This window comes from Stutzerimonas sp. Brlt_14 (assembly GCF_051948915.1).
Lineage (GTDB): Bacteria > Pseudomonadota > Gammaproteobacteria > Pseudomonadales > Pseudomonadaceae > Stutzerimonas > Stutzerimonas stutzeri.
This window is the reverse complement of sequence record NZ_JAYJLM010000001.1, coordinates 300242-323769: the sequence shown is the minus strand read 5'-3', so window position 1 is coordinate 323769 and position 23528 is coordinate 300242. Positions and strand designations below refer to the sequence as shown.

The following is a 23528-nucleotide window of genomic DNA, read 5'->3' as shown; positions in this document are numbered from 1 at the left end:
AGGGGGATTCATCTCGTGTGGGAGCTGGTCAAAGCAGGCGGCTGGATAATGCTGCCAATCATCCTGTGTTCCATCGCAGCCGCCGGCATCATCGCCGAGCGCCTATGGACGCTGCGTCCGAGCCGTGTCACACCTCCGCACCTGCTAGGCCAGGTCTGGAAGTGGATCAAGGACAAGAAGCTCAGCAACCAGAAACTCAAGGAGCTGCGCGCCGACTCCCCGCTGGGTGAGATCCTCGCCGCCGGCCTGAGCAATTCCAAGCGTGGTCGCGAGATCATGAAGGAGTGCATCGAGGAGGCCGCCGCCCGCGTCGTTCACGATCTGGAGCGCTATCTCAACGCCCTGGGCACCATCGCCGGCATTGCACCCTTGCTCGGTCTGCTGGGGACCGTGCTGGGCATGATCGAGATCTTCAGCGCCTTCATGGGCTCGGGCATGGCCAACGCACCGCTTCTCGCAGGAGGCATCGCCAAGGCGCTGATCACCACCGCTGCGGGCTTGATGGTCGGTATCCCCGCGCTGTTCTTCCATCGTTTCCTGCAGCGTCGCGTCGACGAACTCGTCGTCGGCATGGAGCAGGAGGCGATCAAGCTGGTGGAAGTGGTGCAGGGCGACCGCGATGTCGATCTCGGTGAGGAGAAGGCGTGAAATTCCGTCGCAAACCCCGGGAGAACGTGGAGATCGGACTCGCACCGCTGATCGACGTGGTGTTCATCCTGCTCCTGTTCTTCGTGGTCACCACCACCTTCACCCGTGAAACGCAGCTCAAGGTCGACCTGCCAGAAGCGGCCAGCGGCACACCGCCCCAGGATGCCGAGGTTCGCCAGCTGGAAGTGCTGATCGATGTGGCTGGCAATTATTCGCTCAATGGCAAGGCGCTGCTCAAGAGCGATCTGAATTCGCTGATGGCCGCGCTGAGCAAGGAGTCCGGCGGCGATAACCGGTTGCCGATGGTCATCAGCGCCGACGGCAAGACGCCGCACCAGGCGGTCATCACGGCGATGGATGCCGCAGGCAAGCTCGGCTTCGCCCAGCTGCGGATCACCACTGTCGAGGCGCAGGCGTCGCCCTGATGTCCTTCGCCGAGCGCCTGCAACGTGCCTGGTATCAGGGGCATCCGGCTTTGTGTCTGCTGGCGCCCCTGGAGCTGCTGTACCGGCGAGTGGTCGAAACCAGGCGCCGGCGTTTCCTCGAAGATCCGAACACCTCCTATCGTGCTCCTGTTCCGGTTGTCGTCGTCGGTAACATCACCGTCGGTGGCACGGGCAAGACGCCGCTGATCCTCTGGTTGATCGAACACTGTCAACGTCGCGGGCTGCGTGTCGGGGTCGTCAGCCGTGGCTATGCTGCCGAGCCCCCGACGCTGCCGTGGCGGGTTCGCGCCGAGCTCCCGGCACAGCACTGCGGCGATGAGCCTCTGCTGATCGTTCAGCGTACGGGGGTTCCGTTGATGATCGATCCTGATCGCGCGCGCGCAGTTCGTGCTCTGCTCGAGCAGGAGCCGCTCGATCTGATCCTCTCCGACGACGGTCTGCAGCACTACCGTCTGGCGCGCGATCTCGAACTGGTGCTGATCGATGCCGCGCGTGGGCTTGGCAACGGCCGCTGCCTGCCGGCCGGCCCCCTGCGTGAGCCGCCTGAGCGGCTTGGCGAGGTGGATGCCGTACTGTTCAACGGCGCCGCCGCCGATACCGTCGAAGGGTATGCGTTCAGCCTTCAGCCGGTTGGCCTGGTCGAGCTGAGTACCGGTCGGCGTTGGCCGCTGGATCACTACCCGGCCGGCCAGCAGTTGCATGCGGTGGCGGGTATCGGCAACCCGCAGCGTTTCTTCGACACGCTCGAGACGCTACACTGGCGACCGATTCCGCACGCCTTCGCCGATCACGCCGATTACAGCCCGGAGCAGCTGAAGTTCAGCCCCGAGCTGCCACTGGTGATGACCGAGAAGGACGCGGTGAAATGCCGGGCGTTCGCACCCCCGGGTTGGTCGTATCTGCAGGTGCAGGCCGTGCCCTCCACGGCGTTCGTAACCTGGTTCGACGATCAGCTGGCGCGATTGCTGCCCGATCTCTCTTAAGCCGCTCGACCTGCCGCCGCGGTCGATCGCTTCCAAGGACTGCGCATGGATACCAAACTGCTCGACATTCTGGCCTGCCCACTATGCAAGGGGCCGTTGAAGCTCGCCGAGGACAAGTCGGAACTGATCTGCAAGGCCGATGGCCTGGCCTTTCCCGTGCGCGACGGCATCCCGGTAATGCTCGAGAGCGAAGCGCGTACTCTGGATGTGGAAGAGCGTCTGGACAAATGAGCACCGCCTATACCGTCGTCATTCCGGCCCGCTACGCATCGACGCGCTTGCCCGGCAAGCCGCTGCAGGACATCGTCGGCAAGCCGATGATCCAGCACGTCTGGGAGCAGGCGAGCAAGAGCGCGGCCCAGCGTGTAGTGATTGCCACCGATGATCAGCGCATCGTCGATGCCTGCACAGCGTTTGGCGCAGAGGTCGTGCTGACCCGCGCCGAGCATAACTCCGGCACCGATCGTTTGGCCGAGGTGGCCGAGCAGCTCGGGCTGCCTGGCGATGCTATCGTGGTCAACGTGCAGGGCGACGAGCCGATGATTCCGCCGGCTGTAATCGACCAGGTCGCCGCCAATCTGGCGGACCATCCGGAGGCTGCCATCGCTACGCTGGCCGAACCTTTGGCGGACGCTCAGGCGCTGTTCAATCCCAATGTTGTCAAGGTGCTCTCGGATATCAACGGCCTGGCACTGACCTTCAGCCGAGCGCCGCTGCCCTGGGCGCGTGACAGCTTTGCCGTGGACCGCAGCCAGCTACCGCCCGGAGTCCCTTACCGGCGGCACATCGGCATCTATGCCTACCGTGCTGGCTTCCTGGCCGACTTCGTATCCTGGGGCCCGTGCTGGCTGGAGGATACGGAGTGTCTGGAGCAGCTGCGTGCGCTCTGGCATGGGCGGCGCATCCATGTGGCCGATGCCGTCGAAGCTCCTCCCGCCGGGGTCGACACGGCTGAGGACCTGGATCGGGTTCGCCGTTTGCTGGGTGGCTGACATGAAGGTGCTGTTCGTCTGCATGGGGAATATCTGCCGTTCGCCCACGGCCGAGGGTGTGTTTCGCCAGCGGATCGAGCAGGCCGGCCTTGGCGCGCGAGTCGAGATTGATTCGGCCGGAACCGGCGACTGGCATGTCGGCAAGGCGCCAGACAAGCGGGCGTGCGAGGCGGCGAGACGGCGTGGTTACACGCTCGACGCCTTGCGCGCCCGGCAGGTTTCCATTGCGGACTTCCAGCGCTTCGATCTCATCCTGGCAATGGATCACGACAATCTGGCACGGCTGCAGGCTCTGCGCCCGAAACACGGCGCCAAGGCGGAAGTCGACCTGCTGCTGCGTCGCTACGGGCTTGGCTGCGACGTAGTGCCTGACCCTTACTATGGCGAAGCAGACGGCTTCGACAACGTGCTGAATCTCATCGAAGAGGCCAGTGATGCGCTGCTCGCCGAGATAAAGGGGCGACTGTGAGCCTCACCATAGAAGCAAACCGCTCCCTCAAGCCATTCAACACCTTTGCCGTAGACCAGCGTGCCCAATATTTCGCCGAGGCGCACAGTGATGCCGATGTGTATGAGGCGATTGCTCGTGCGCGCCAGCTTGGGGTGCCGCTTCTGCCGCTCGGTGGCGGAAGCAACCTGCTACTGACTCGCGATGTGCCGGCCCTGGTGCTGCACATGGCCAGTCGAGGCAAGCGGATCATCGACGAGTCGGCCGGTCAGGTGATCGTCGAGGTGGAGGCCGGGGAGCCCTGGCATCCCTTCGTGCTCTGGAGTCTGGAGCAGGGCCTGATGGGGCTGGAAAACCTGAGCCTGATCCCCGGGACCGTGGGCGCTTCACCGATTCAGAACATCGGTGCCTATGGGGTCGAGATCAAGGATGTCTTCTCCGGTCTCACGGCACTGGATATCGAAACCGGGGCGCTTCGGGACTTCGCGCTGGCCGACTGCGCATTCGCCTATCGCGACAGCGTTTTCAAGCAGATGCCGGGGCGCTATCTGATCCTGCGGGTGCGTTTCGCTCTGCGCCGCCAGGCCCCGTTGCATCTCGAATACGGCCCGATCCGCCAGTGGCTGGCGGAGCAGGGGATCGTCGAGCCCACGGCTATGGATGTCAGCCGTGCGGTCTGCGCCATTCGCAGTGACAAGCTGCCGGACCCGCGGGAGCTGGGCAATGCCGGGAGTTTCTTCAAGAATCCGCTGGTGAGCGCCGGGACGGCGCATGCACTTCGCGCGGCTTATCCCGATCTGGTCGCCTATCCGCAGGACGCTGGCTTGGTAAAGCTGGCAGCTGGCTGGCTGATCGAAAGAGCTGGCTGGAAGGGATTTCGCGATGGCGACGCCGGCGTTCATCGGCTGCAGGCACTGGTGCTGGTGAACCATGGACAGGCTACCGGCGAGCAGCTGCTGGAGCTGGCGCGACGGATCCAGGCCGACGTGCTCGAACGCTTCGATGTCTGCCTGGAAATCGAGCCGAACGTGCTCTGATCGGTGGTCGATGGCCTGGAACCGGCCTGGATGGGCAACATTCGCCGGTCCCAATGAGATAGCGGTACCCGACGCCCGATGCAATGCATCGGGCGTTCTTGTATCCGCCGCTACGTTCGCCGGAGATGCGCTGCGCTAGAGCTAGATGCAACGCATCCTCAGGGTTGGACGAAACAAAAAAGGGATGCCGAAGCATCCCTTTTTCAACACCCGTGTCGTTTAGCCTTGCGGCTTCTCACGGTTGTCCGGGTCGGAGCCTTGAGCAGGCTGCTCCGATTCCTCGGCAGCAGGCTGAGGCGCCTCGTCGAATGCCGGCGCTACCGGCTTGTGCTCGCTTGCATCGTCGGCAGGCACTTGCTCGGCAACCAGTTCGGTCGACTGTTGCTCCACTGCGGGCTGCTGCTGGGCAGGCACAGGCTCTATCGTCTGCTCGGGCTGAGCGTCTGCTGCCTGCTGAGCGACGGGCTGCTCCGGCTGGGTGTCCACGACCGGCTCGCTGGCGACGATCTCAGGGCTCGCCAGCGGTTGCTCCGCTGCGGCCTTGGCTTCGGCTTCAGCTGCCTCCTTGGCCAGGCGCTCGGCTTCGCGTTGACGGCGACGAACCTCGCGCGGATCGTTCGGTGCGCGGCCGCTCGGCGTCAGCGTCGGGGTGGCAGCCAGTGTCGCTTCGGGCTTCTCGACAATAGGCTCCGGGGCGGGCTGGGGCGCTGCTTCCGGCTGGGCGACCTGCGCTACCTCTTGCGGCGCTACCTCGGCCGGCTGTACCGGAATATCGGTCGGCGCCTCGGCTGGTGCAGGTTCTTCGCTGGCTTTGCGCTCGTCGATGCCTTCGCTCGCAGCAGGCTGGGCGACTGGCGCGTGTTCGACGATCGTAGCGACGCCTTCGCTGCTGGTCTGGATCACCGTGTCTTCGGCCAGCGTCGCCTGGGGCGCGGCTTCGGTGTCGGCGGTGTTGGCGGCCAGGGCGGCGGCAGTAGCGGCGATGGCGATTTCCTCGGTCTTCACCGGGGCATTGCTCTCGTCGGCGTCTTCGATTTCGTTGCCGTTGGCATCGCGCTGGCGTTCGCGACGGTTGCTGCGACGACGCTGACCACGGGAGCGACGACGTGGTCGCTCGCTGTCGTTGCCTTCCGCGCCTTCGTTGGTTTCCTGGGCATCTTCGGTCTCGCCGATTTCCAGGGCCTGCTGCAGCAGTTCATCCGCAGGCGCAGCCTGCTGTTCGGCGCGCGGCTTGCGCTCTTCGCGCGGGGCGCGTGGCTCGCGGGGCTGGCGCTCGGCCTGCTCCTCCTGCGCTACTGTCGGTGCTTCGTCGATCGGAGCGCGCAGTTCACGCTTGCGCTCTTCGCGTGGCTTGCGCTCTTCTCGCGGAGCACGCTCGCGACGTGGCTGGGCTTCAGCGGCCTCTGCCTGCTCGCGGGGCTTGCGCTCCTCGCGCGGCGGGCGTGGCTGGCGCTCTTCACGCGGCTGACGTTCTTCGCGAGCCTGGCGCTCCTCGCGGGGTTGCCGTTCTTCGCGCGGCTGACGCTCTTCACGCGGCTTGCGCTCCTCGTCACGCCCATTGCGGGAATCGCGGCGGCGATTCTGTTGACGGCCGCTGCGGCGCTCGTCGTTGCGCTGCGGACGGGCGGATGCCGGCTTCTTCTCTACTTGCGCTGCGGCCTGGGGCTCTTCGGCCTTGCCCGCGAACAGACCAACCAGCGATTTGATCAGGCCCTTGAACAGGCTTGGTTCCTGCGCGGGCGTAGCCACGGGCGCTTCCGCAGGTGCCGGAGCGGCGCTGGTGGCGGGTGCGCTACGCTGCGGTGCGGTCTTGACCGCGGCCTCCTGGCGAACCAGGGTGCGAGTCGAACTGACCGGCTGGACTTCTTCGGCCTCGCTCTGGCTCATCTCGTAGCTGGCCTGGCCGGCGATGATCTCCGGGCTGTCGTCACGCAGGCGCTGAACTTCGAAGTGCGGCGTTTCCAGGTGGTCGTCCGGCAGGATGAAGATGCGCGCGCGGGTGCGCAGTTCGATCTTGGTGATGGCGTTGCGCTTTTCATTGAGCAGGAACGCTGCGACCTGGAAGGGCACGCGGGCGCGGACTTCGGCGGTGCGATCCTTGAGGGCCTCTTCTTCGATCAGGCGCAGGATCGCCAGTGACAGCGATTCGACGTCGCGGATGATGCCCTGGCCGTTACAGCGCGGGCAGACGATGCCGCTGGTTTCGCCCAGGGAAGGGCGCAGGCGCTGGCGGGACATTTCCAGCAGGCCGAAACGCGAAATGCGGCCGACCTGAATGCGTGCGCGGTCGGCTTCCAACGCTTCGCGCATCTTTTCTTCGACGGCGCGCTGGTTCTTGGCCGGGGTCATGTCGATGAAGTCGATCACGATCAAACCGCCGATGTCGCGCAGGCGCAGCTGGCGGGCGATCTCCTCGGCCGCTTCCAGGTTGGTCTGCAGTGCGGTCTCTTCGATGTCGCCGCCTTTGGTGGCGCGCGCCGAGTTGATGTCGATGGACACCAGGGCTTCGGTCGGGTCGATGACGATGGAGCCGCCGGAAGGCAGTTTCACTTCACGCTGGAAGGCCGTTTCGATCTGGCTTTCGATCTGGAAGCGGTTGAACAGCGGCACGCTGTCTTCGTACAGCTTGATCTTGCTGGCGTACTGCGGCATCACCTGCTGGATGAAGCTCAGCGCCTCGTCCTGCGCCTCGACGCTGTCGATCAGCACTTCGCCGATGTCCTGGCGCAGGTAGTCGCGGATGGCGCGAATGATGACGTTGGATTCCTGATAGATCAGGAATGGCGCGGCGCGATCCTGGGAGGCGTCTTTCACCGCGGTCCAGAGCTGCAGCAGGTAGTCGAGATCGCACTGCAGTTCTTCGCTGGAGCGACCCAGACCGGCCGTGCGTACGATGAGGCCCATGTCGGCTGGAATATTCAGGCCATTGAGCGCCTCGCGCAGCTCATTGCGCTCTTCGCCCTCGATGCGGCGGGAGATACCACCGGCTCGCGGGTTGTTCGGCATCAGCACCAGATAGCGGCCGGCAAGGCTGATGAAGGTGGTCAGGGCTGCGCCCTTGTTGCCACGTTCTTCCTTTTCGACCTGGACGATGACTTCCTGGCCTTCGCGCAGGACGTCTTTGATGTTCACGCGGCCTTCAGGCGATTTGCTGAAGTACTCGCGGGAGATTTCCTTGAGGGGGAGGAAGCCGTGCCGTTCGGCACCGAAGTCAACGAAGGCAGCTTCGAGACTGGGCTCGACGCGGGTGATCTTGCCCTTGTAGATGTTGGCTTTTTTCTGTTCGCGGGCACCGGATTCGATGTCCAGATCAAACAGGCGTTGGCCGTCGACCAGTGCGACACGCAACTCTTCGGGCTGAGTTGCGTTAATTAGCATTCTTTTCATGTAGTACCGTCGGTTTCCGTGGCATCCGGAAACGGCGTTCGGCACACACGACTCTCGCGGTCGGTGTCAGGTGAGTCAGGAATGGTTGTAAGGCACTCCAGTGTCCAGCGATGTGCGGCCAAATGGGCCGGCGTCGCGACGACGTCTCCTGCTTGCTGTCGGAACAGAAGCAATGGTTCGGGAGGAGGAATCAGGCATCGGTAGCGGACGGAATGGAGCGTCTGTGAAAGCCTTTGCTACGCAATCCGATGCTGTGCATCTCCACCCAACACGCATACTTTGAAAATCGGGTGCCGCTCGCAGAATCCGGGGAGCGGGTTGTTATCGCGATTCCCCAGTGGGGGCACGCATCATGTCTTCAAGGCTTGTTTCGCAACTTCACCGCTACTTGAGGGAAGCTCCGTCGGACGGCCTCACGTCCTCGAACATTTTTGCCAGTCAGGGCGGGCGTATCATTGGCCTCCCGTGACCTGGCCGCTTTTGGCGGCGTTCGCGACTATAACAGCAATGTTTAAGTGCTTCAATTCCATGAAAATTGGTATGATGCCGCGATGACCAATACCCCCTCCCAGACCTCCGGTGTGCAAATACTCGAGGTCGCGCCGGAACTTGCCGGCCAGCGCATCGACAACTTCCTTCGTACCCAGCTCAGAGGCGTTCCCAAGACGCTAATCTACCGCATCCTGCGCAAAGGCGAGGTGCGGGTGAACAAGGGGCGGATCAAACCTGAGTACAAGCTACAGGCCGGCGATCTCGTGCGCGTGCCGCCGTTGCGTCTGGCCGAGCGAGACGAGCCCGAGCCGCTGGCCCAGGGGCTGCTGGAGCGGCTGGAGAGTGCCATCGTCTACGAGGACAAGGCGCTCATCGTGCTGAACAAGCCGGCCGGCATCGCCGTGCACGGCGGCAGCGGGCTGTCCTATGGCGTGATCGAGGCGTTGCGCCAGCTCCGCCCGGACGCCAAGGAGCTTGAACTGGTCCATCGCCTCGATCGGGATACGTCCGGCCTGCTGATGGTCGCCAAGAAGCGCAGCATGCTGCGCCATTTGCATCAGGCGCTTCGTGGCGACGGTGTGGACAAGCGTTACATGGCGCTGGTGCGCGGCCGCTGGGATACCTCGAAGAAGCAGGTCAGTGCGCCGCTTCTGAAGAATACCCTGCGTTCCGGAGAGCGCATGGTCGAAGTGACCGAGGACGGCAAAGAGGCGCTGACGCTGTTTCGTGTGCTGCGTCGTTTCGGTGATTTCGCGACGCTGGTCGAGGCCAAGCCGGTGACCGGGCGTACACACCAGATTCGTGTGCATGCACGCCATGCGGGGCACAGTATCGCCGGGGACAGCAAGTATGGTGACGAGGACTTCACTCGCGAGGTTCGCGAGTTGGGTGGCAAACGTCTGTTTCTGCATGCCTATGCGCTGAAGGTGCCCCTGCCGGATGGCGGGGAGCTGTCGCTGGAGGCACCGGTCGACGAGGTGTGGGCCCGCACGCTGGAGCGTCTCGGTGAGTAACTACAAGGTTCTGATATTCGATTGGGATGGCACCTTGGTCGATTCGATCGGGCGTATCGTCGAATCGATCCATGTTGCAGCTCGGTCCTGTGGCCTGCCGCAAGTCGACGACACGGCGGTCAAGGGCATCATCGGGCTGGCGCTACCTGAGGCCGTCGAGGTGCTGTACCCGGGACAGGTCGATGCGGCGCGGGTCGAGGCGTTTCGCCACCATTACGGTGAACATTACCTGGGGTTGGAAGCTCAGCCTTCCATGCCGTACCCAGGTGTCACCGAAGCACTCTCGGAGTTCCGCGAGGCCGGTTATCTGCTCGCGGTGGCGACCGGCAAAGGGCGTCGTGGGCTCGATCGCGTCCTGGCGGGGCAGGGGTGGGAAGACTTGTTCGATATCACGCGTTGCGCGGATGAAACGGCAAGCAAGCCTGATCCTCTGATGATTCACGAGATCCTCGCGTACTGCGGTGTCCGCCCGGAGCGGGCGCTGATGATCGGGGATTCGGTGTTCGATCTGCAGATGGCTCATCGCGCTGGGGTGGACGGCGTTGCGGTTGGCTACGGTGCGCAGCCGCTGCATGTCCTGCAGCAGTTCGAGCCGCGCCTGGGGATCGATCGTTTTTCGGAGCTCGGCAGTTGGCTGCGCTCCATGGCTGGTTCTGAGGTGAATGCATATGTCGGATGAATGGAAAGCTCCGGTGGATGAGTCCAAGGACGATCGCAGCAGCTGGAAGTTGCTGGAAAAGACCCTGCTTGCGGGCGTTCAGGAGCAGCGGCGTGCTCGGCGCTGGGGAATATTCTTCAAGCTTTTGACTTTCATCTATTTGTTCGGAGCGCTGGCGCTGTTTTCGCCGGCGCTGCAGCTAGGGAAAGGCAAGGCTGCGCGGGAGAGTCATACCGCGGTGATCAACGTGCGCGGAATGATTGCCGATGAGGAATCCGCGAGTGCGGATAACATCGTGGGCGCCTTGCGTGCGGCCTTCGAGGATGCCAATACGAAGGGTGTGATCCTGCGCATCAACAGCCCTGGCGGTAGTCCGGTTCAGTCGGGCTACATCTATGACGAGATTCGTCGCTTGCGCGGCGAGTATCCGGCCATCAAGGTCTATGCGGTGATCACCGATCTGGGTGCTTCGGGCGCCTATTACATCGCCAGTGCGGCCGATGAGATCTACGCGGACAAGTCCAGTCTGGTCGGCTCGATCGGAGTGACCGCGGCCACCTTCGGTTTTGTCGATACCATGGAGAAGCTCGGTGTTGAGCGTCGTGTGTATACCGCGGGCGAGCACAAGGCGTTTCTGGACCCGTTTCAGCCAGAAAAGCCGGAGGAGACCCGGTTCTGGCGAAGTGTTCTGGCGACCACTCATCAGCAGTTCATCGATAGCGTCAAGCGTGGGCGCGGTGAGCGTCTCCAGGACGCGCAGCATCCGGAGTTGTTCTCAGGGTTGATCTGGTCCGGCGAGCAGGCACTGGAGTTGGGGTTGGTCGACGGTCTGGGCAGTACCGCCTACGTCGCACGCGAGGTCGTCGGCGAGCCGGAGATCGTTGATTTCACGGTGAAGGAGTCGCCATTCGATCGTTTCACCAAGAAACTGGGAACCAGCGTCGCCGAGCGTCTGGCGATTCTTGCTGGGCTGCAGGGGCCGGCGCTGCGCTAGCTGTGGATGGGCGTCGTCAGGGAATGTCGATGCCTTCGTTCAGTAGCATGTCTACCAGGCGAATCAGCGGCAGTCCCACCAGGCTGGTGACGTCCTCGCCTTCGGTCGAGCGGAAAAGGCTGATGCCCAGTCCTTCGGCCTTGAAGCTGCCCGCGCAGTCGAAGGGTTGTTCTGCTTGTAGGTAGCGTTCGATGCGTGCATCGTCGAGCGTCCGGAAGTGCACGGTGAAAGGCACGCAGTCGGTCTGGATGGTTCCGGTTTCGCTGTTGAGCAGTGCCAGTCCGGTGAGAAAGGTTACCGTGCTGCCGCTGGCGGCCTGTAATTGCAGCTTCGCGCGTTCGAATGTGTGCGGTTTGCCGAGAATGTCCCTGCCCAATACTGCAGCCTGATCGGAGCCAATGATGAGATGGTCGGGGTAGTGCTCGGCCAGTGCTCTGGCCTTGTGCTCGGCAAGTCGGCGCACCAATTGCTCGGCTGTCTCGCCTGGTAACGGAGATTCGTCGATATCCGGTGCGCAGCTGGTGAAGGGCAGTTGCAGGCGGGACAGCAGTTCCCGACGATAACGAGAGCTGGATGCGAGAAGCAGGGGGCGCATGTTTCCTCCTTTATATATAGCGGCTGGCATTGTATGCGCTGCGTCGTGAAGCTGGGCGGAATTCCTTTGACAGGTGACAGGCACGTCCCTAGAATGCCGCGCTTATGTTGAAAGGACCGATACCTCCGCACGTAGATCCGCGCAAGCTCGCAGACCGAGCGGCCACTCTTGAGGGTGCGCTGCAGTTGTCGCAGCTCAAGCGGCTCACCGATCCTCTCGAAGATGATCAGGGTGTGGTGCGCGCCAGTTTTGCCTTCGGGCGCGACGAGCAGCGTACTGTGGTTATCCACAGTCAGCTCGACGTTGAGGTCAAGATGATCTGCCAGCGTTGTCTGGAGCCGGTTGTTCTGCCAATTCACAGCGAGTGCGATTATGCCGTTGTGAATGAAGGCGCGAGCAGCCTGCACCTGCCCAAAGGCTATGACGTGCTGGAAGTGGGAGAGGATCCTCTGGATCTGCTGGCGCTGGTCGAAGACGAGCTGTTGCTTGCTCTGCCGATTGTTCCACTCCATGACCCTGAAATTTGCCAGCCGCCGGTTGGGCCAGATGAGCCTGAGCCGAGTGAGGACGAGGTAACGCGGTCCAACCCGTTCAGCGTACTGGCGCAGTTAAAGCGTGACCCAAACGTTTAGGAGTTGATCCAAATGGCTGTTCAGCAGAACAAAAAATCCCGTTCCGCCCGTGACATGCGTCGTTCGCACGACGCGCTCGAGCCGAACGCTCTGTCCGTGGAAAAGAGCACCGGTGAAGTTCACCTGCGTCACCACGTTTCCCCGGACGGTTTCTACCGTGGTCGCAAGGTGATCGACAAGGGCGCTGACGAGTAATCCTTGTCCGCTCCGGTCATCGCGATCGACGCAATGGGTGGGGACTTCGGTCCCCACTGCATTGTTCCGGCCAGCCTTTCCTGCCTGGCTGAAAACCCCTCGCTGCATCTGGTCCTCGTCGGCCAATCCTCTCTACTCGAACAGCTGGTCGCCAAGCATCCCGGTGTCGATCGTGCGCGCCTGAAAATCGTCGATGCGCCCGAAATGGTCACGATGGACGAGCGGCCCGCTCAGGCCTTGCGCGGCAAGCCACGTTCCTCGATGCGTGTAGCGCTCGAGCAGGTGCGTGACGGTGGTGCGCAAGCCTGCGTGAGTGCCGGCAATACCGGCGCGTTGATGGCGTTGGCGCGCCAAGTGCTGAAAACCCTTCCAGGTATCGACCGTCCGGCCATGGTGACCGCACTTCCGACGCGGGGTGCTCCGTGCCTGTTGCTGGACCTCGGTGCAAATGTCGACTGTCCGGCCGAGCAGCTCTATCAGTTCGCGGTGATGGGGGCCGTGGCGGCGGAATCCCTGGGCAGGCAGCAGCCTCGGGTCGCGCTGTTGAATGTCGGCACCGAAGAAATCAAGGGCAATCAGCAGGTCAAGCTCGCGGCTGCGTTGCTGCAGCAGGCGGCTGGCCTCAACTATCGTGGTTTCATCGAGGGCGATGGGCTGTATCGCGGCGAAGCAGACGTCGTGGTATGCGATGGTTTCGTCGGTAACATCTTGCTCAAATCCAGCGAGGGTCTGGCTGGCATGCTGGTCGCCAAGGTCGAGGCGCTGTTCAGGCGCTCGATTGCAGCACGTATCGTTGGTGCTGTTGCGTTGCCGCTGTTGCGTCGATTGCGCGCGGAGCTCAATCCGGCGCAGTACAACGGTGCTAGTTTTCTAGGGCTGCAGGGAATCGTGGTCAAGAGTCACGGCAGTGCTGGCGCTGATGGATTCAAGGCGGCCATTCGCCGCGCAGCGCAGGATGTCGAGCATGATCTTCCCGCGCAGCTACGAGACCGTCTCGGGCAGTTTTTCAGAGTCGATGGGTCATCCGGTGGGACGGATGATGTGACCGCTCGAGATGGCTGGCCATCCAACTGAAATTCGGTACGCCTGCATGGGCGTGTTCTTCAGACGAACAGAACCATAAGAGAGCCGTTTCATGTCCGCATCACTCGCTTTCGTCTTTCCCGGTCAGGGTTCGCAATCGCTCGGCATGCTGGCCGAGCTTGGTGCTCAGCAGCACGTCATCATCGACACCTTCGCCGAAGCGTCCGCTGCGCTGGGTTATGACCTCTGGGCGCTGACTCAGCAGGGGTCGGAAGAGCAGCTCAATCAGACCGACAAGACCCAGCCGGCTATTCTTGCAGCCTCTGTCGCGCTCTGGCGCCTGTGGCAGGCAGAGGGTGGTCCGCGACCTGCCTTCGTTGCCGGGCATAGCCTTGGCGAGTATTCGGCGCTGGTAGCTGCCGGTAGCCTGCCGTTCGCCGATGCAGTCAAGCTGGTCGAGCTGCGCGGGCAGCTGATGCAGCAGGCGGTGCCGGCCGGCCAGGGCGGTATGGCAGCGATCCTTGGCCTCGAAGACGCCGATGTATTGGCCGCATGCGCCGAAGCCGCACAGGGTGAGGTGGTCAGTGCGGTCAACTTCAACGCGCCGGGTCAGGTAGTGATCGCTGGTAGTGCTGCGGCCGTGGAGCGTGCCATCGAGGCGTGCAAGGCCAAGGGGGCCAAGCGCGCAATGGCGCTGCCGGTCAGCGTACCGTCGCATTGTGATCTCATGCGCCCAGCGGCCGAGCGCTTCGCCGCGTCGGTCGAGGCAATCGCCTGGCAGGCGCCGCAGATTCCGCTGGTGCAGAACGTCAGCGCGGCCGTGGTGGCCGATCTGGATACGCTCAAGCGCGATCTGCTGGCGCAGCTGTACAGCCCGGTGCGCTGGGTCGAATCCATGGTGGCCCTGGGTGACCGCGGAGTGACTTCGCTGGTCGAGTGCGGCCCCGGCAAGGTTCTGTCCGGTCTCAACAAGCGCTGCGTCAAGGGCGTCAGCACCTACAATCTCGATACCCCCGAAGCCTTTGCCGCGACTCGTGACGCATTGGCTTGAACAAGGAGAATGCTATGAATCTGCAAGGTAAGGTGGCGCTGGTAACTGGCGCGAGCCGCGGGATCGGCCAGGCCATTGCCCTTGAGCTAGGTCGTCAGGGCGCAATCGTGATCGGCACTGCAACCACGTCGTCTGGTGCGGAGCGCATCGCCGAAACGCTGAAGAACAACGGCATCGAAGGTGCCGGTCTGGTGCTCGACGTCGGTAACGACGAATCCGTCAGCAGCACCCTGGAGCACATTCAGCAGCATCTCGGGCAGCCGGCGATCCTGGTCAACAATGCCGGGATCACACGCGATAACCTGATGCTGCGTATGAAAGATGATGAATGGTATGACGTCATCAATACCAATCTGAACAGTCTGTATCGCCTTTCCAAGGCCGTGCTGCGTGGCATGACCAAGGCGCGTTGGGGGCGGATCATCAATATCGGTTCGGTGGTTGGTGCCATGGGTAACGCCGGGCAGGTAAACTACGCCGCAGCCAAGGCCGGTCTGGAGGGTTTCAGCCGTGCATTGGCTCGTGAGGTCGGTTCGCGTGGTATCACGGTGAACTCCGTGGCGCCTGGTTTCATCGATACCGACATGACTCGCGAGTTGCCGGAAGCCCAGCGTGATGCGCTCCTGGGGCAGATTCCCCTGGGACGTCTCGGTCAGGCCGAAGAGATTGCCAAGGTCGTCGCGTTTCTTGCATCGGATGGTGCTGCCTATGTCACTGGTGCAACCGTGCCGGTGAACGGCGGCATGTACATGAGCTGAGTGTGACGCCAAACGAAGGAGGACAGTCAAACGGCTGTCTTTAAATTAGCTATAAAACTGCAGCTGGTTTATAGACAGATGGTTGAAGGGCAGGCCATGCTTGCCTGCTTCCAACTTGAAATGCGGAAAACGCTTTCTATACACTACCGCGCAGACCAGCTGCCTGATTTTTCCATAGGAGTGAAAACAAGGTATGAGCACCATCGAAGAACGCGTCAAGAAAATCGTTGCCGAGCAACTTGGCGTTAAAGAAGAGGAAGTAACCAACAGCGCTTCCTTCGTCGAAGACCTGGGTGCCGACTCTCTTGACACCGTTGAGCTGGTGATGGCTCTGGAAGAGGAATTCGAGACCGAGATCCCGGACGAGCAGGCTGAGAAGATCACCACCGTTCAGGAAGCCATCGATTACATCAACGCGCACGCGCAGTAAGTTGTAATCCGCTCGGAATCAGGAAAGCCGCACTGCCTTGATCGGGTAGTGCGGCTTTTCTTTGAGAGGGATTTTATCGAGGCTGCGGGCGCTTGCCTTGCGCTCGAACCGTTCCTGTCGCGGCAGGAATGAGCCAAGTACGTTTAGGTATAGGAGTAATCGCTGTGTCGCGTAGACGCGTCGTAGTCACCGGGATGGGCATGCTTTCGCCTCTGGGTAACGATGTGCCAAGCAGCTGGCAGGGTATTCTTGCTGGTCGCAGTGGCATCGGCCTGATCGAGCACATGGATCTTTCTGCCTACTCCACTCGTTTTGGCGGGTCGATCAAAGGTTTCGATGTCGAGCAGTATCTGCCCGCGAAGGAAGCTCGCAAGCTCGACCTCTTCATTCAATACGGCCTCGCTGCCAGCTTCCAGGCCGTGCGTGACTCGGGCCTGGAGATCACTGACGCCAATCGTGAGCGCATCGGCGTAGCGATGGGCTCCGGCATCGGCGGCCTGACCAATATCGAGAACAGCTGCAAGGCGCTGATCGAGCAAGGACCGCGGCGCATTTCGCCGTTCTTCGTGCCTGGCTCCATCATCAATATGGTGTCCGGTTTCCTGTCGATTCACCTGGGTTTGCAAGGCCCCAACTATGCGATCGCCACCGCCTGTACCACGGGCACCCATTGCATCGGCATGGCGGCACGCAACATTGCCTACGGTGAAGCCGACGTGATGGTTGCCGGTGGTTCCGAGATGGCTGCCTGCGGGCTCGGTATCGGTGGCTTCGCCGCGGCGCGTGCGTTGTCCACTCGCAACGATGACCCGGCCGCCGCGAGCCGTCCCTGGGACAAGGGGCGCGACGGATTTGTGCTGTCCGATGGTGCCGGTGCGCTGGTGCTCGAGGAGCTCGAGCATGCCAAGGCGCGTGGCGCCCGCATCTATGCCGAGTTGATCGGCTTCGGCATGAGCGCCGACGCGTTTCACATGACCTCGCCGCCCGATGACGGCGCCGGTGCTGCCCGTTGCATCCGCAATGCGCTGAACGACGCTCAGCTGAACGTCGAACAGGTGCAGTACATCAATGCCCACGGTACCTCGACGCCAGCCGGCGACAAGGCCGAGGCGGCGGCCATTCGCAGTGTGTTCGGTGACCACGCCTACGAGCTGTCGGTGAGCTCGACCAAATCGATGGTCGGTCACCTGCTCGGAGCAGCCGGTGCCGTGGAAGCAATCTTCAGCGTACTGGCCATTCAGGACCAGGTGGCGCCGCCGACCATCAACCTGGAGGAGCCGGACGAGGGCTGTGACCTGGACTTCGTGCCGAACCAGGCCAAGCCGCGGCCGATCGATGTGGTCGTCTCCAACTCGTTCGGGTTCGGCGGAACCAACGGTTCGCTTGTGTTCCGCCGGTTCGCCGAGTGACGTTGAGCTGGTTGAACGGGCAGCCCGCCGATGGACTGCCCGTTCACGATCGCGGACTGGCCTATGGCGACGGGTTGTTCGAAACGATCCGCGTGACGGGCGGCCGGGCGCGTCTGCTGGAGCGCCATGTCCAGCGCCTGGCCGAAGGCGCGCAACGCCTCGCCATTCCCCTCGACATCGATGAGTTGCGCACTGAGCTGCTGCAGTTCTGCCAGGCGCTCGGCCAGGGCGTCGCCAAGCTGATCATCACCCGTGGCACCGGCCAGCGCGGCTATGCACTGCCACTGCCGTGTCGGCCGCAGCGTCTGCTGCTCGGCTCGTCGCTTCCGGCCTACCCAGCGCAGCATGCCGAATGCGGCATTCGGCTCTTCCCTTGTGACACACGGCTGGCCGAGCAGCCGAGGCTTGCGGGGATCAAGCATCTGAATCGTCTCGAGCAAGTGCTGGCGCGTGCCGAGTGGCAGGATCCGGCTTTTGCCGAAGGGCTGATGCGGGACCTGTCCGGGCGCGTGATCGAGGGTGTCTTCAGCAATCTGTTCCTGGTTACCGAAGGCCACTTGCGAACGGCCTCGCTTTCTCGCTGCGGTGTCGCCGGCGTAATGCGCGCCGAGATCATGGCGCGCGCCGCCGGCCTTGCGCTGCCAGTCAGCGAGTGCGACATCAGCTACTCGGAACTGCTGCAGGCCGATGAGGTTTTTGTCTGCAATAGCCTCTACGGCATCTGGCCGGTCACGGGTTTGGCCGAGCGCGTCTGGTCGGTCGGTCCGCTGACCCGTAAACTGCAGACCGTTGTTGCCGACCTGTTGAGTGATTCGTGATCCGTAAACTTCTTGCCTTGCTGCTGACGCTGTTCGTGTTGGCAGCGATTGCGCTCGGGCTGTTCGCCTGGAAACAGCATGCTGCGCTGGAACAGCCCTTGGCTGTCACCGATGAGGCTCTTCTGCTCGAGGTGAGGCCCGGCGATACGCCCAGCGGTGTGTTTCAACGGCTGGAAGCGGAGGGCGTGCTGGATGACGCATTCTGGCTGCGCCTCTACTGGCGCCTGAACCTGTCCGGGCAGAGCTTGCACAGCGGTGAGTATCGTCTCGCGCCGGGCATGACCGCGCGGGACATGATCGGGCTCTGGCAGCGGGGCGAAGTCGTGCAGTACAGCCTGACCCTGGTTGAAGGATGGAACTTCCGCCAGCTGCGCAGCGCGTTGCAGAACCAGACCAAGCTGGAACAGACGCTGGATGGCCTGTCCGATGCTGACATCATGGCGAAGCTCGGTGCGCCGGAGCTGCATCCGGAAGGGCGCTTCTTTCCCGATACCTACCGATTTACCCGCGGAACGTCCGACCTGGACCTGCTGCGCCGTGCCTTCACGCGCCTTGAGCAGGTGCTCGAGGAAGAATGGCAGCAACGTGCGCAAGGGTTGCCATACAAGGATGCCTATCAGGCCCTGATCATGGCCTCGATCATCGAGAAGGAAACGGGAGTGCCGGAGGAGCGGGGCGAGATCTCCGGCGTCTTCGTCCGTCGACTGGAGCGTGGCATGCTTCTGCAGACAGACCCGACGGTGATCTATGGAATGGGTGAAGCCTACAAGGGACGTATCACCCGCACCGACCTGCGCACGCCAACCCCATACAACACCTATACCAACGCAGGGCTGCCGCCGACGCCGATCGCCATGGTCGGACGCGAGGCGATTCGCGCCGCGCTGAACCCGGTCGACGGCTCCAGCCTGTATTTCGTCGCCCGGGGCGATGGCAGCCACGTCTTCAGCGACACCCTCGAGCAACATAACCGTGCGGTGCGCGAGTATCAGCTCAAGCGCCGCGCCGACTACCGCTCCAGTCCGCCGCCCCGGCAGGCCCCGGTCAATAGCGAGAACGCTCAATGAAAGGACTCTTCGTCACCCTCGAAGGCCCCGAAGGCGCTGGCAAGAGTACCAATCGCGAGTACCTCGCCGAACGCCTGCGGGCACGGGGGCTGGATGTGGTGCTGACCCGAGAGCCCGGGGGCACGCCACTGGCCGAGCGCATTCGTGAACTGTTGCTGACGCCGGCGGACGAGCCGATGGCAGTGGATACCGAGCTGTTGCTGGTGTTCGCCGCGCGTGCGCAACACTTGGCGCAGGTCATCCGTCCTGCGCTGGCACGAGGGGCGGTGGTGTTGTGCGATCGCTTCACTGATGCCACCTATGCCTATCAGGGTGGCGGTCGCGGGCTGTCGCTCGAGCGGATCGCTCAGCTGGAGACCTTCGTGCAGGGCGATCTGCGCCCTGATCTGACGCTGATCTTCGATCTTCCGGTGGACGTGGGGTTGGCCCGAGCCGCTGCGCGAGGACGTCTGGATCGTTTCGAGCAGGAAGGCATGCGCTTCTTCGAAGCGGTGCGCAGCGCCTATCTTCAGCGCGCGGAAGCGGCACCTTCGCGCTATCGGGTGATCGATGCGGGCCAAGCGCTCAATGCGGTTCAGTGCGATGTCGAGGCGCTGATCCCTGAGCTGTTGGTGCGTCTCGATGACTGACGTGCTTCCCTGGCAGGTCGATCTCTGGCGGCAGCTGGCGGGGCGCGCGCAGCATGCGCATGCCTACCTGCTGCATGGGCCCGCCGGCATCGGCAAACGGCTGCTGGCTGAGCAGCTGATGGCGCTGCTGCTCTGCCAGCGTCCGGTCGAGGCCCGCGCCTGCGGCGAATGCAAGGCCTGCCAGCTGCTTGCCGCACAGACCCATCCGGATCACTACGTCCTCGAGCCCGAGGAAGTCGACAAGGCCATCCGGGTCGATCAGGTCCGCGATCTGGTCGGTTTCGTTACCCAGACGGCGCAGCTGGGTGGGCGCAAGGTGATCCTCCTGGAGCCCGCCGAGGCAATGAACCTGAATGCGGCCAATGCTTTGCTGAAAAGCCTGGAGGAACCGTCCGGTGACACGGTGCTGCTGTTGATCAGTCATCAGCCCAGCCGTCTGCTGCCGACGATCAAGAGCCGCTGCGTCCAACAGGCCTGCCCGTTGCCAGGCCGCCAGCAAAGCCTCGACTGGCTCGCCGCGCGCCTACCCGAGCTTGGCCCGGAGCTTCGCGAACAGTTGCTGACGCTCGCCGCCGGGTCGCCGCTGGCGGCGCTGAAGTTGCACGAGCAGAAGGTGCTGGAGTTGCGCGCCCAGGTGGTCGACGGGGTGAAGAAACTGCTCAAGCAACAGCAATCGGCCAGTCAGCTCGCCGAGGGCTGGAACGCGTTACCACTGATCCTGCTCTTCGACTGGTTCTGCGAATGGGCGCATCTGATCCTGCGTTACCAGATGGCCGGCGATGAAGCCGAGCTGGGCGCTGCCGATATGCAGAAGGTGCTGCAGTATCTCGCGCAGAAATCCTCGCAGCAAAAAGTGATCGCCCTGCAGGACTGGTTGCTCGAGCATCGGCAGAAAGTGCTGGGCAAAGCCAACCTCAACCGTGTGTTGCTTCTCGAAGCGCTGCTGGTGCAGTGGGCAACGCTGCCCGGCGCGGGCTAGAATCGACCGGAACTTTCGTTAGGAACACCGCATGAGCCTGCCAGCAAATCTTGGTCCGCGTAACGGCATCCTGTCCCTGACCATCAAGGACAAGTCGGTGCTCTATGCCGCGTTCATGCCCTTCATCAAGAATGGTGGGTTGTTCATTCCGACCAACAAGAGCTACAAGCTCGGCGACGAAGTGTTCATGCTGCTGAACCTGATGGACGAGCCGGAGAAGATTCCGGTGGCTGGCAAGGTGGTCTGGATCACCCCCAAGGGCGCCCAGGGCAGTCGTGCCGCAGGCATCGGCGTGCAGTTCAACGAGGGTGACAACACCGCGCGCAACAAGATCGAAACCTATCTGGCCGGCGCGCTGAAGTCCGATCGTCCTACCCATACCATGTGAGGGTCGGCGTCCCGGTGCCGTACGTCAGGCGTCGTTGTACCGCCTACCTTTTCTGATTCCCCGCCATTTGCTCTACAATCGCCCCCTTTCCGCGATAGCAAGTTGCGCCCTCCATGCTGGTAGATTCCCACTGTCACCTTGACCGACTCGACCTGACCGCCCATGACGGGTCGCTCGATGCAGCGCTCGATGCTGCCCGAGCGCGAGGGGTCGGACACTTCCTGTGCATCGGGGTCAGCGCCGACAACGCGTCGGCGGTCAAATCGCTGACCGAGCGTTACGCCGATGTCGACTGTTCCATCGGTGTACACCCGCTCGATCTGGAGCCGACCAGTCAGCCGGCATTGGACTGGCTGCTGGGCGAGCTGCAGCATCCGCATGCCGTTGCCATCGGCGAGACAGGGCTGGACTACCACTACGAGCCCGAGGCGGCCGAACTCCAGCAGCAGTCGTTCCGCCTGCATCTGGAGGCCGCCCGACTGACCGGCAAGCCGGTCATCGTGCACACCCGCGAGGCACGCGCAGACACCCTGGCGCTGCTGCGTGAAGCCAGCTTGCCCCAGGCCGGGGTGCTGCATTGCTTCACTGAGGATTGGGAGATGGCCAGGGCCGCTCTGGACCTTGGTTTCTACATCTCGCTTTCGGGCATCGTCACCTTCCGTAATGCCGACGCGCTGCGTGACGTCGCCCGGCAGGTCCCTGCCGATCGCCTGCTGGTGGAGACCGATTCGCCCTATCTCGCACCGATTCCCCACCGTGGCAAGGCCAATCTGCCGCAGTACGTGCGCGAGGTGGCCGAGTTCCTGGCGCAGCTGCGGGGTGTTTCCTTCGAACAGCTGGCGGAGCAGACCACCGCCAACTTCAGGTCGCTTTTTCCGCTTGCCCGGGTTCGCGGCTGAAAGGTCGCGGTTTCCGTGCTTGCAACCTGCCTGATCTGCCGCGCGCTGCGCACTTCGTACTTTATCCGCAAGGTGGCGTAATGACCGCTGAGACGCTGCACACCGGGCCGTTGCAACGAGGCCTGAAAAACCGCCATATCCAGCTGATTGCCCTCGGCGGGGCGATCGGCACCGGCTTGTTCCTGGGTTCCGCCGGGGTGCTGAAGAGCGCCGGCCCGTCCATGATCCTGGGCTACGCCATCGGCGGCTTCATCGCCTTTCTGATCATGCGTCAGCTGGGGGAAATGATCGTCGAAGAACCGGTAGCCGGTTCCTTCAGTCATTTCGCGCACAAGTACTGGGGAGGCTACGCAGGCTTTCTGTCCGGCTGGAATTACTGGGTACTTTATGTGCTGGTGGGCATGGCAGAGCTGACCGCGGTGGGTAAGTACGTGCAGTTCTGGTGGCCGGACGTGCCCACCTGGGCGACTGCCGCGGCGTTCTTCGTGCTGATCAATCTGATCAACCTGAGCAACGTGAAGGCGTTTGGTGAAACCGAGTTCTGGTTCGCCATCATCAAGGTTGCCGCCATCATCGGCATGATCCTGCTCGGATTGTTCCTGCTGGTGAGCGGGCAGGGCGGCGAGCAAGCGAGCATCAGCAATCTCTGGAGCCACGGCGGGTTCTTTCCCAACGGTTTCAGCGGCATGGTGCTGGCGCTGGCGATCATCATGTTTTCCTTCGGCGGTCTGGAGCTGGTCGGCATCACGGCGGCAGAGGCGGCCGATCCGAAGACGGTGATACCGAAGGCGATCAATCAGGTCGTCTACCGCATCCTGATCTTCTATATCGGTGCTCTGACCGTGCTGCTGGCGCTCTATCCGTGGGATGCGCTGCTGCAGACGTTGGGGGCGGCGGGTGATCCCTACAGCGGCAGTCCCTTCGTCCAGATCTTCTCGCTGATCGGCAGCGATACGGCCGCGCATCTGCTCAATTTCGTGGTGCTCACCGCCGCGCTGTCGGTCTACAACAGTGGCGTGTATTGCAACAGCCGCATGCTCTACGGCCTGGCCGAACAGGGCGATGCGCCGCGCAGTCTGATGAAGATCAACGCCCGTGGTGTGCCAGTGCTCGCCATCGGCGTCTCGGCGGTGGTGACGCTGCTCTGCGTGCTGGTGAACTATCTGCTGCCGCGGGGCGCGCTGGAGTTATTGATGTCGCTGGTGGTTGCCGCGCTGGTGATCAATTGGGCGATGATCAGCCTGGCCCACCTGAAATTCCGACGGGCAATGCAGCGCCAGGGTGTGGTACCGAGCTTCAAGGCGTTCTGGTTCCCGCTCAGCAATTACCTGTGCCTGGCCTTCGTCAGCGGTATCCTGGTGATCATGCTGTGGATTCCCGGCATTCGTCTGTCGGTGTTCGCCATTCCGTTCTGGGTCGGCTTCCTCTGGCTGTGTTTCCGGTTGCGGGCGCGCGTCGGTGCTGCGTCGACTTGATCGGCTCACGAGCGCGCAAAAAAAAACCCGGATTCCTGAGAAACCGGGCCAAGACCATTAGGAGTATGAAATCGCAATCCAG

26 protein-coding genes are annotated in these 23528 nt (G+C 62.8%); 24 read left to right on the top strand and 2 right to left on the bottom strand.

Features of this window, described 5'->3' with window-relative positions:
* Positions 1-15 precede the first annotated feature (15 nt).
* The 7 genes from VF716_RS01575 to murB are packed head-to-tail and all read left to right on the top strand — an operon-like array spanning position 16 to position 4554.
* The gene (locus tag VF716_RS01575; protein WP_013983260.1) at positions 16-648 is read left to right on the top strand and encodes a MotA/TolQ/ExbB proton channel family protein; all 633 of its coding nucleotides are present in this window, start codon (positions 16-18) and stop codon (positions 646-648) included.
* The gene (locus VF716_RS01570) at positions 645-1073 is read left to right on the top strand and encodes an ExbD/TolR family protein (RefSeq protein ID WP_013983259.1); all 429 of its coding nucleotides are present in this window, start codon (positions 645-647) and stop codon (positions 1071-1073) included. The genes VF716_RS01575 and VF716_RS01570 overlap by 4 nt, the downstream gene beginning before the upstream one ends.
* A complete protein-coding gene (gene lpxK, locus VF716_RS01565; protein WP_111481991.1) occupies positions 1073-2077 on the top strand; it encodes a tetraacyldisaccharide 4'-kinase in 1005 nt (334 codons plus the stop codon). Before VF716_RS01570 ends, lpxK begins: the two co-directional genes overlap by 1 nt.
* Positions 2078-2122: 45 nt before the next feature.
* Positions 2123-2308 carry a Trm112 family protein gene (locus VF716_RS01560; protein WP_045157618.1) on the top strand — a complete coding sequence of 62 codons (186 nt, stop codon included), beginning with the start codon at positions 2123-2125 and terminating at the stop codon, positions 2306-2308.
* On the top strand, positions 2305-3069 hold the full coding sequence (gene kdsB / locus VF716_RS01555; RefSeq protein ID WP_045157620.1) for a 3-deoxy-manno-octulosonate cytidylyltransferase: 765 nt from the start codon (positions 2305-2307) through the stop codon (positions 3067-3069). Before VF716_RS01560 ends, kdsB begins: the two co-directional genes overlap by 4 nt.
* Before the next feature lies 1 nt (position 3070).
* Positions 3071-3538 (top strand): low molecular weight protein-tyrosine-phosphatase, encoded by a 468-nt coding sequence (locus VF716_RS01550; RefSeq protein WP_017243959.1) that lies wholly within the window; start codon positions 3071-3073, stop codon positions 3536-3538.
* Complete coding sequence (gene murB / locus VF716_RS01545) at positions 3535-4554, top strand: UDP-N-acetylmuramate dehydrogenase (RefSeq protein WP_017243960.1); 1020 nt, start codon at positions 3535-3537, stop codon at positions 4552-4554. The genes VF716_RS01550 and murB overlap by 4 nt, the downstream gene beginning before the upstream one ends.
* Before the next feature lie 219 nt (positions 4555-4773).
* Here murB and rne read toward each other — a convergent pair whose 3' ends face one another.
* A complete protein-coding gene (rne, locus tag VF716_RS01540) occupies positions 4774-7941 on the bottom strand; it encodes a ribonuclease E (protein WP_440551437.1) in 3168 nt (1055 codons plus the stop codon).
* Positions 7942-8492: 551 nt separating this feature from the next.
* Between rne and rluC the strand changes: the two genes are divergently transcribed.
* From rluC to sppA, 3 genes are read left to right on the top strand one after another with little or no spacing between them, the layout of a single operon-like run.
* Complete coding sequence (rluC, locus tag VF716_RS01535) at positions 8493-9446, top strand: 23S rRNA pseudouridine(955/2504/2580) synthase RluC (RefSeq protein ID WP_013983253.1); 954 nt, start codon at positions 8493-8495, stop codon at positions 9444-9446.
* On the top strand, positions 9439-10125 hold the full coding sequence (locus VF716_RS01530; protein ID WP_095460424.1) for an HAD-IA family hydrolase: 687 nt from the start codon (positions 9439-9441) through the stop codon (positions 10123-10125). The genes rluC and VF716_RS01530 overlap by 8 nt, the downstream gene beginning before the upstream one ends.
* Positions 10115-11098 carry a signal peptide peptidase SppA gene (gene sppA / locus VF716_RS01525; RefSeq protein ID WP_011913736.1) on the top strand — a complete coding sequence of 328 codons (984 nt, stop codon included), beginning with the start codon at positions 10115-10117 and terminating at the stop codon, positions 11096-11098. Before VF716_RS01530 ends, sppA begins: the two co-directional genes overlap by 11 nt.
* Positions 11099-11114: 16 nt before the next feature.
* On the opposite strand, the gene VF716_RS01520 is transcribed toward sppA, so the two are convergent.
* Positions 11115-11693, bottom strand: a complete 579-nt coding sequence (locus VF716_RS01520; RefSeq protein WP_125459813.1) for a Maf family protein — start codon at positions 11691-11693, stop codon at positions 11115-11117.
* 104 nt (positions 11694-11797) lie between these two features.
* Between VF716_RS01520 and VF716_RS01515 the strand changes: the two genes are divergently transcribed.
* From VF716_RS01515 to VF716_RS01450, 14 genes are all read left to right on the top strand, one after another.
* Positions 11798-12325 (top strand): YceD family protein, encoded by a 528-nt coding sequence (locus VF716_RS01515; RefSeq protein WP_011913734.1) that lies wholly within the window; start codon positions 11798-11800, stop codon positions 12323-12325.
* 12 nt (positions 12326-12337) lie between these two features.
* Positions 12338-12520: a 50S ribosomal protein L32 gene (gene rpmF / locus VF716_RS01510; RefSeq protein ID WP_003293518.1), complete on the top strand. Its 183-nt coding sequence runs from the start codon at positions 12338-12340 to the stop codon at positions 12518-12520.
* Positions 12521-12523: 3 nt separating this feature from the next.
* Entirely contained in the window at positions 12524-13594 is a 1071-nt protein-coding gene (plsX, locus tag VF716_RS01505) for a phosphate acyltransferase PlsX (protein ID WP_013983249.1), read from the top strand.
* A 61-nt stretch (positions 13595-13655) separates the two neighbouring features.
* On the top strand, positions 13656-14594 hold the full coding sequence (gene fabD, locus VF716_RS01500; RefSeq protein ID WP_440551430.1) for an ACP S-malonyltransferase: 939 nt from the start codon (positions 13656-13658) through the stop codon (positions 14592-14594).
* Positions 14595-14608: 14 nt separating this feature from the next.
* Complete coding sequence (gene fabG, locus VF716_RS01495) at positions 14609-15352, top strand: 3-oxoacyl-ACP reductase FabG (protein ID WP_011913731.1); 744 nt, start codon at positions 14609-14611, stop codon at positions 15350-15352.
* A gap of 193 nt (positions 15353-15545) precedes the next feature.
* Positions 15546-15782, top strand: a complete 237-nt coding sequence (acpP, locus tag VF716_RS01490) for an acyl carrier protein (RefSeq protein WP_003283670.1) — start codon at positions 15546-15548, stop codon at positions 15780-15782.
* Between the two features lie 164 nt (positions 15783-15946).
* On the top strand, positions 15947-17191 hold the full coding sequence (fabF, locus tag VF716_RS01485) for a beta-ketoacyl-ACP synthase II (protein ID WP_011913730.1): 1245 nt from the start codon (positions 15947-15949) through the stop codon (positions 17189-17191).
* 2 nt (positions 17192-17193) lie between these two features.
* The gene (gene pabC / locus VF716_RS01480; protein WP_017243966.1) at positions 17194-18009 is read left to right on the top strand and encodes an aminodeoxychorismate lyase; all 816 of its coding nucleotides are present in this window, start codon (positions 17194-17196) and stop codon (positions 18007-18009) included.
* On the top strand, positions 18006-19076 hold the full coding sequence (gene mltG, locus VF716_RS01475; protein WP_011913728.1) for an endolytic transglycosylase MltG: 1071 nt from the start codon (positions 18006-18008) through the stop codon (positions 19074-19076). The genes pabC and mltG overlap by 4 nt, the downstream gene beginning before the upstream one ends.
* Positions 19073-19705, top strand: coding sequence for a dTMP kinase (gene tmk / locus VF716_RS01470; RefSeq protein WP_011913727.1), 633 nt, complete (start codon positions 19073-19075; stop codon positions 19703-19705). The genes mltG and tmk overlap by 4 nt, the downstream gene beginning before the upstream one ends.
* Positions 19698-20684, top strand: coding sequence for a DNA polymerase III subunit delta' (locus VF716_RS01465; protein WP_011913726.1), 987 nt, complete (start codon positions 19698-19700; stop codon positions 20682-20684). Before tmk ends, VF716_RS01465 begins: the two co-directional genes overlap by 8 nt.
* Before the next feature lie 31 nt (positions 20685-20715).
* Positions 20716-21072: a PilZ domain-containing protein gene (locus VF716_RS01460; protein WP_011913725.1), complete on the top strand. Its 357-nt coding sequence runs from the start codon at positions 20716-20718 to the stop codon at positions 21070-21072.
* 113 nt (positions 21073-21185) lie between these two features.
* The gene (locus tag VF716_RS01455; RefSeq protein WP_053527987.1) at positions 21186-21971 is read left to right on the top strand and encodes a TatD family hydrolase; all 786 of its coding nucleotides are present in this window, start codon (positions 21186-21188) and stop codon (positions 21969-21971) included.
* 80 nt (positions 21972-22051) lie between these two features.
* Positions 22052-23446, top strand: coding sequence for an amino acid permease (locus VF716_RS01450; RefSeq protein WP_014597092.1), 1395 nt, complete (start codon positions 22052-22054; stop codon positions 23444-23446).
* The last annotated feature ends 82 nt before the right edge of the window (positions 23447-23528 follow it).

Excerpts from the sequence above, each read along its gene's own strand:
- tmk (WP_011913727.1), top strand. The coding sequence starts at position 19,073 with ATGAAAGGACTCTTCGTCACCCTCGAAGGCCCCGAAGGCGCTGGCAAG.
- fabD (WP_440551430.1), top strand. The coding sequence starts at position 13,656 with ATGTCCGCATCACTCGCTTTCGTCTTTCCCGGTCAGGGTTCGCAATCG.
- VF716_RS01465 (WP_011913726.1), top strand. The coding sequence starts at position 19,698 with ATGACTGACGTGCTTCCCTGGCAGGTCGATCTCTGGCGGCAGCTGGCG.
- VF716_RS01560 (WP_045157618.1), top strand. The coding sequence starts at position 2,123 with ATGGATACCAAACTGCTCGACATTCTGGCCTGCCCACTATGCAAGGGG.
- VF716_RS01550 (WP_017243959.1), top strand. The coding sequence starts at position 3,071 with ATGAAGGTGCTGTTCGTCTGCATGGGGAATATCTGCCGTTCGCCCACG.
- acpP (WP_003283670.1), top strand. The coding sequence starts at position 15,546 with ATGAGCACCATCGAAGAACGCGTCAAGAAAATCGTTGCCGAGCAACTT.
- VF716_RS01455 (WP_053527987.1), top strand. The coding sequence starts at position 21,186 with ATGCTGGTAGATTCCCACTGTCACCTTGACCGACTCGACCTGACCGCC.
- VF716_RS01515 (WP_011913734.1), top strand. The coding sequence starts at position 11,798 with ATGTTGAAAGGACCGATACCTCCGCACGTAGATCCGCGCAAGCTCGCA.
- sppA (WP_011913736.1), top strand. The coding sequence starts at position 10,115 with ATGTCGGATGAATGGAAAGCTCCGGTGGATGAGTCCAAGGACGATCGC.
- rpmF (WP_003293518.1), top strand. The coding sequence starts at position 12,338 with ATGGCTGTTCAGCAGAACAAAAAATCCCGTTCCGCCCGTGACATGCGT.
- VF716_RS01520 (WP_125459813.1), bottom strand. The coding sequence starts at position 11,693 with ATGCGCCCCCTGCTTCTCGCATCCAGCTCTCGTTATCGTCGGGAACTG.
- kdsB (WP_045157620.1), top strand. The coding sequence starts at position 2,305 with ATGAGCACCGCCTATACCGTCGTCATTCCGGCCCGCTACGCATCGACG.
- fabG (WP_011913731.1), top strand. The coding sequence starts at position 14,609 with ATGAATCTGCAAGGTAAGGTGGCGCTGGTAACTGGCGCGAGCCGCGGG.
- VF716_RS01460 (WP_011913725.1), top strand. The coding sequence starts at position 20,716 with ATGAGCCTGCCAGCAAATCTTGGTCCGCGTAACGGCATCCTGTCCCTG.
- rluC (WP_013983253.1), top strand. The coding sequence starts at position 8,493 with ATGACCAATACCCCCTCCCAGACCTCCGGTGTGCAAATACTCGAGGTC.
- lpxK (WP_111481991.1), top strand. The coding sequence starts at position 1,073 with ATGTCCTTCGCCGAGCGCCTGCAACGTGCCTGGTATCAGGGGCATCCG.
- rne (WP_440551437.1), bottom strand. The coding sequence starts at position 7,941 with ATGAAAAGAATGCTAATTAACGCAACTCAGCCCGAAGAGTTGCGTGTC.
- VF716_RS01450 (WP_014597092.1), top strand. The coding sequence starts at position 22,052 with ATGACCGCTGAGACGCTGCACACCGGGCCGTTGCAACGAGGCCTGAAA.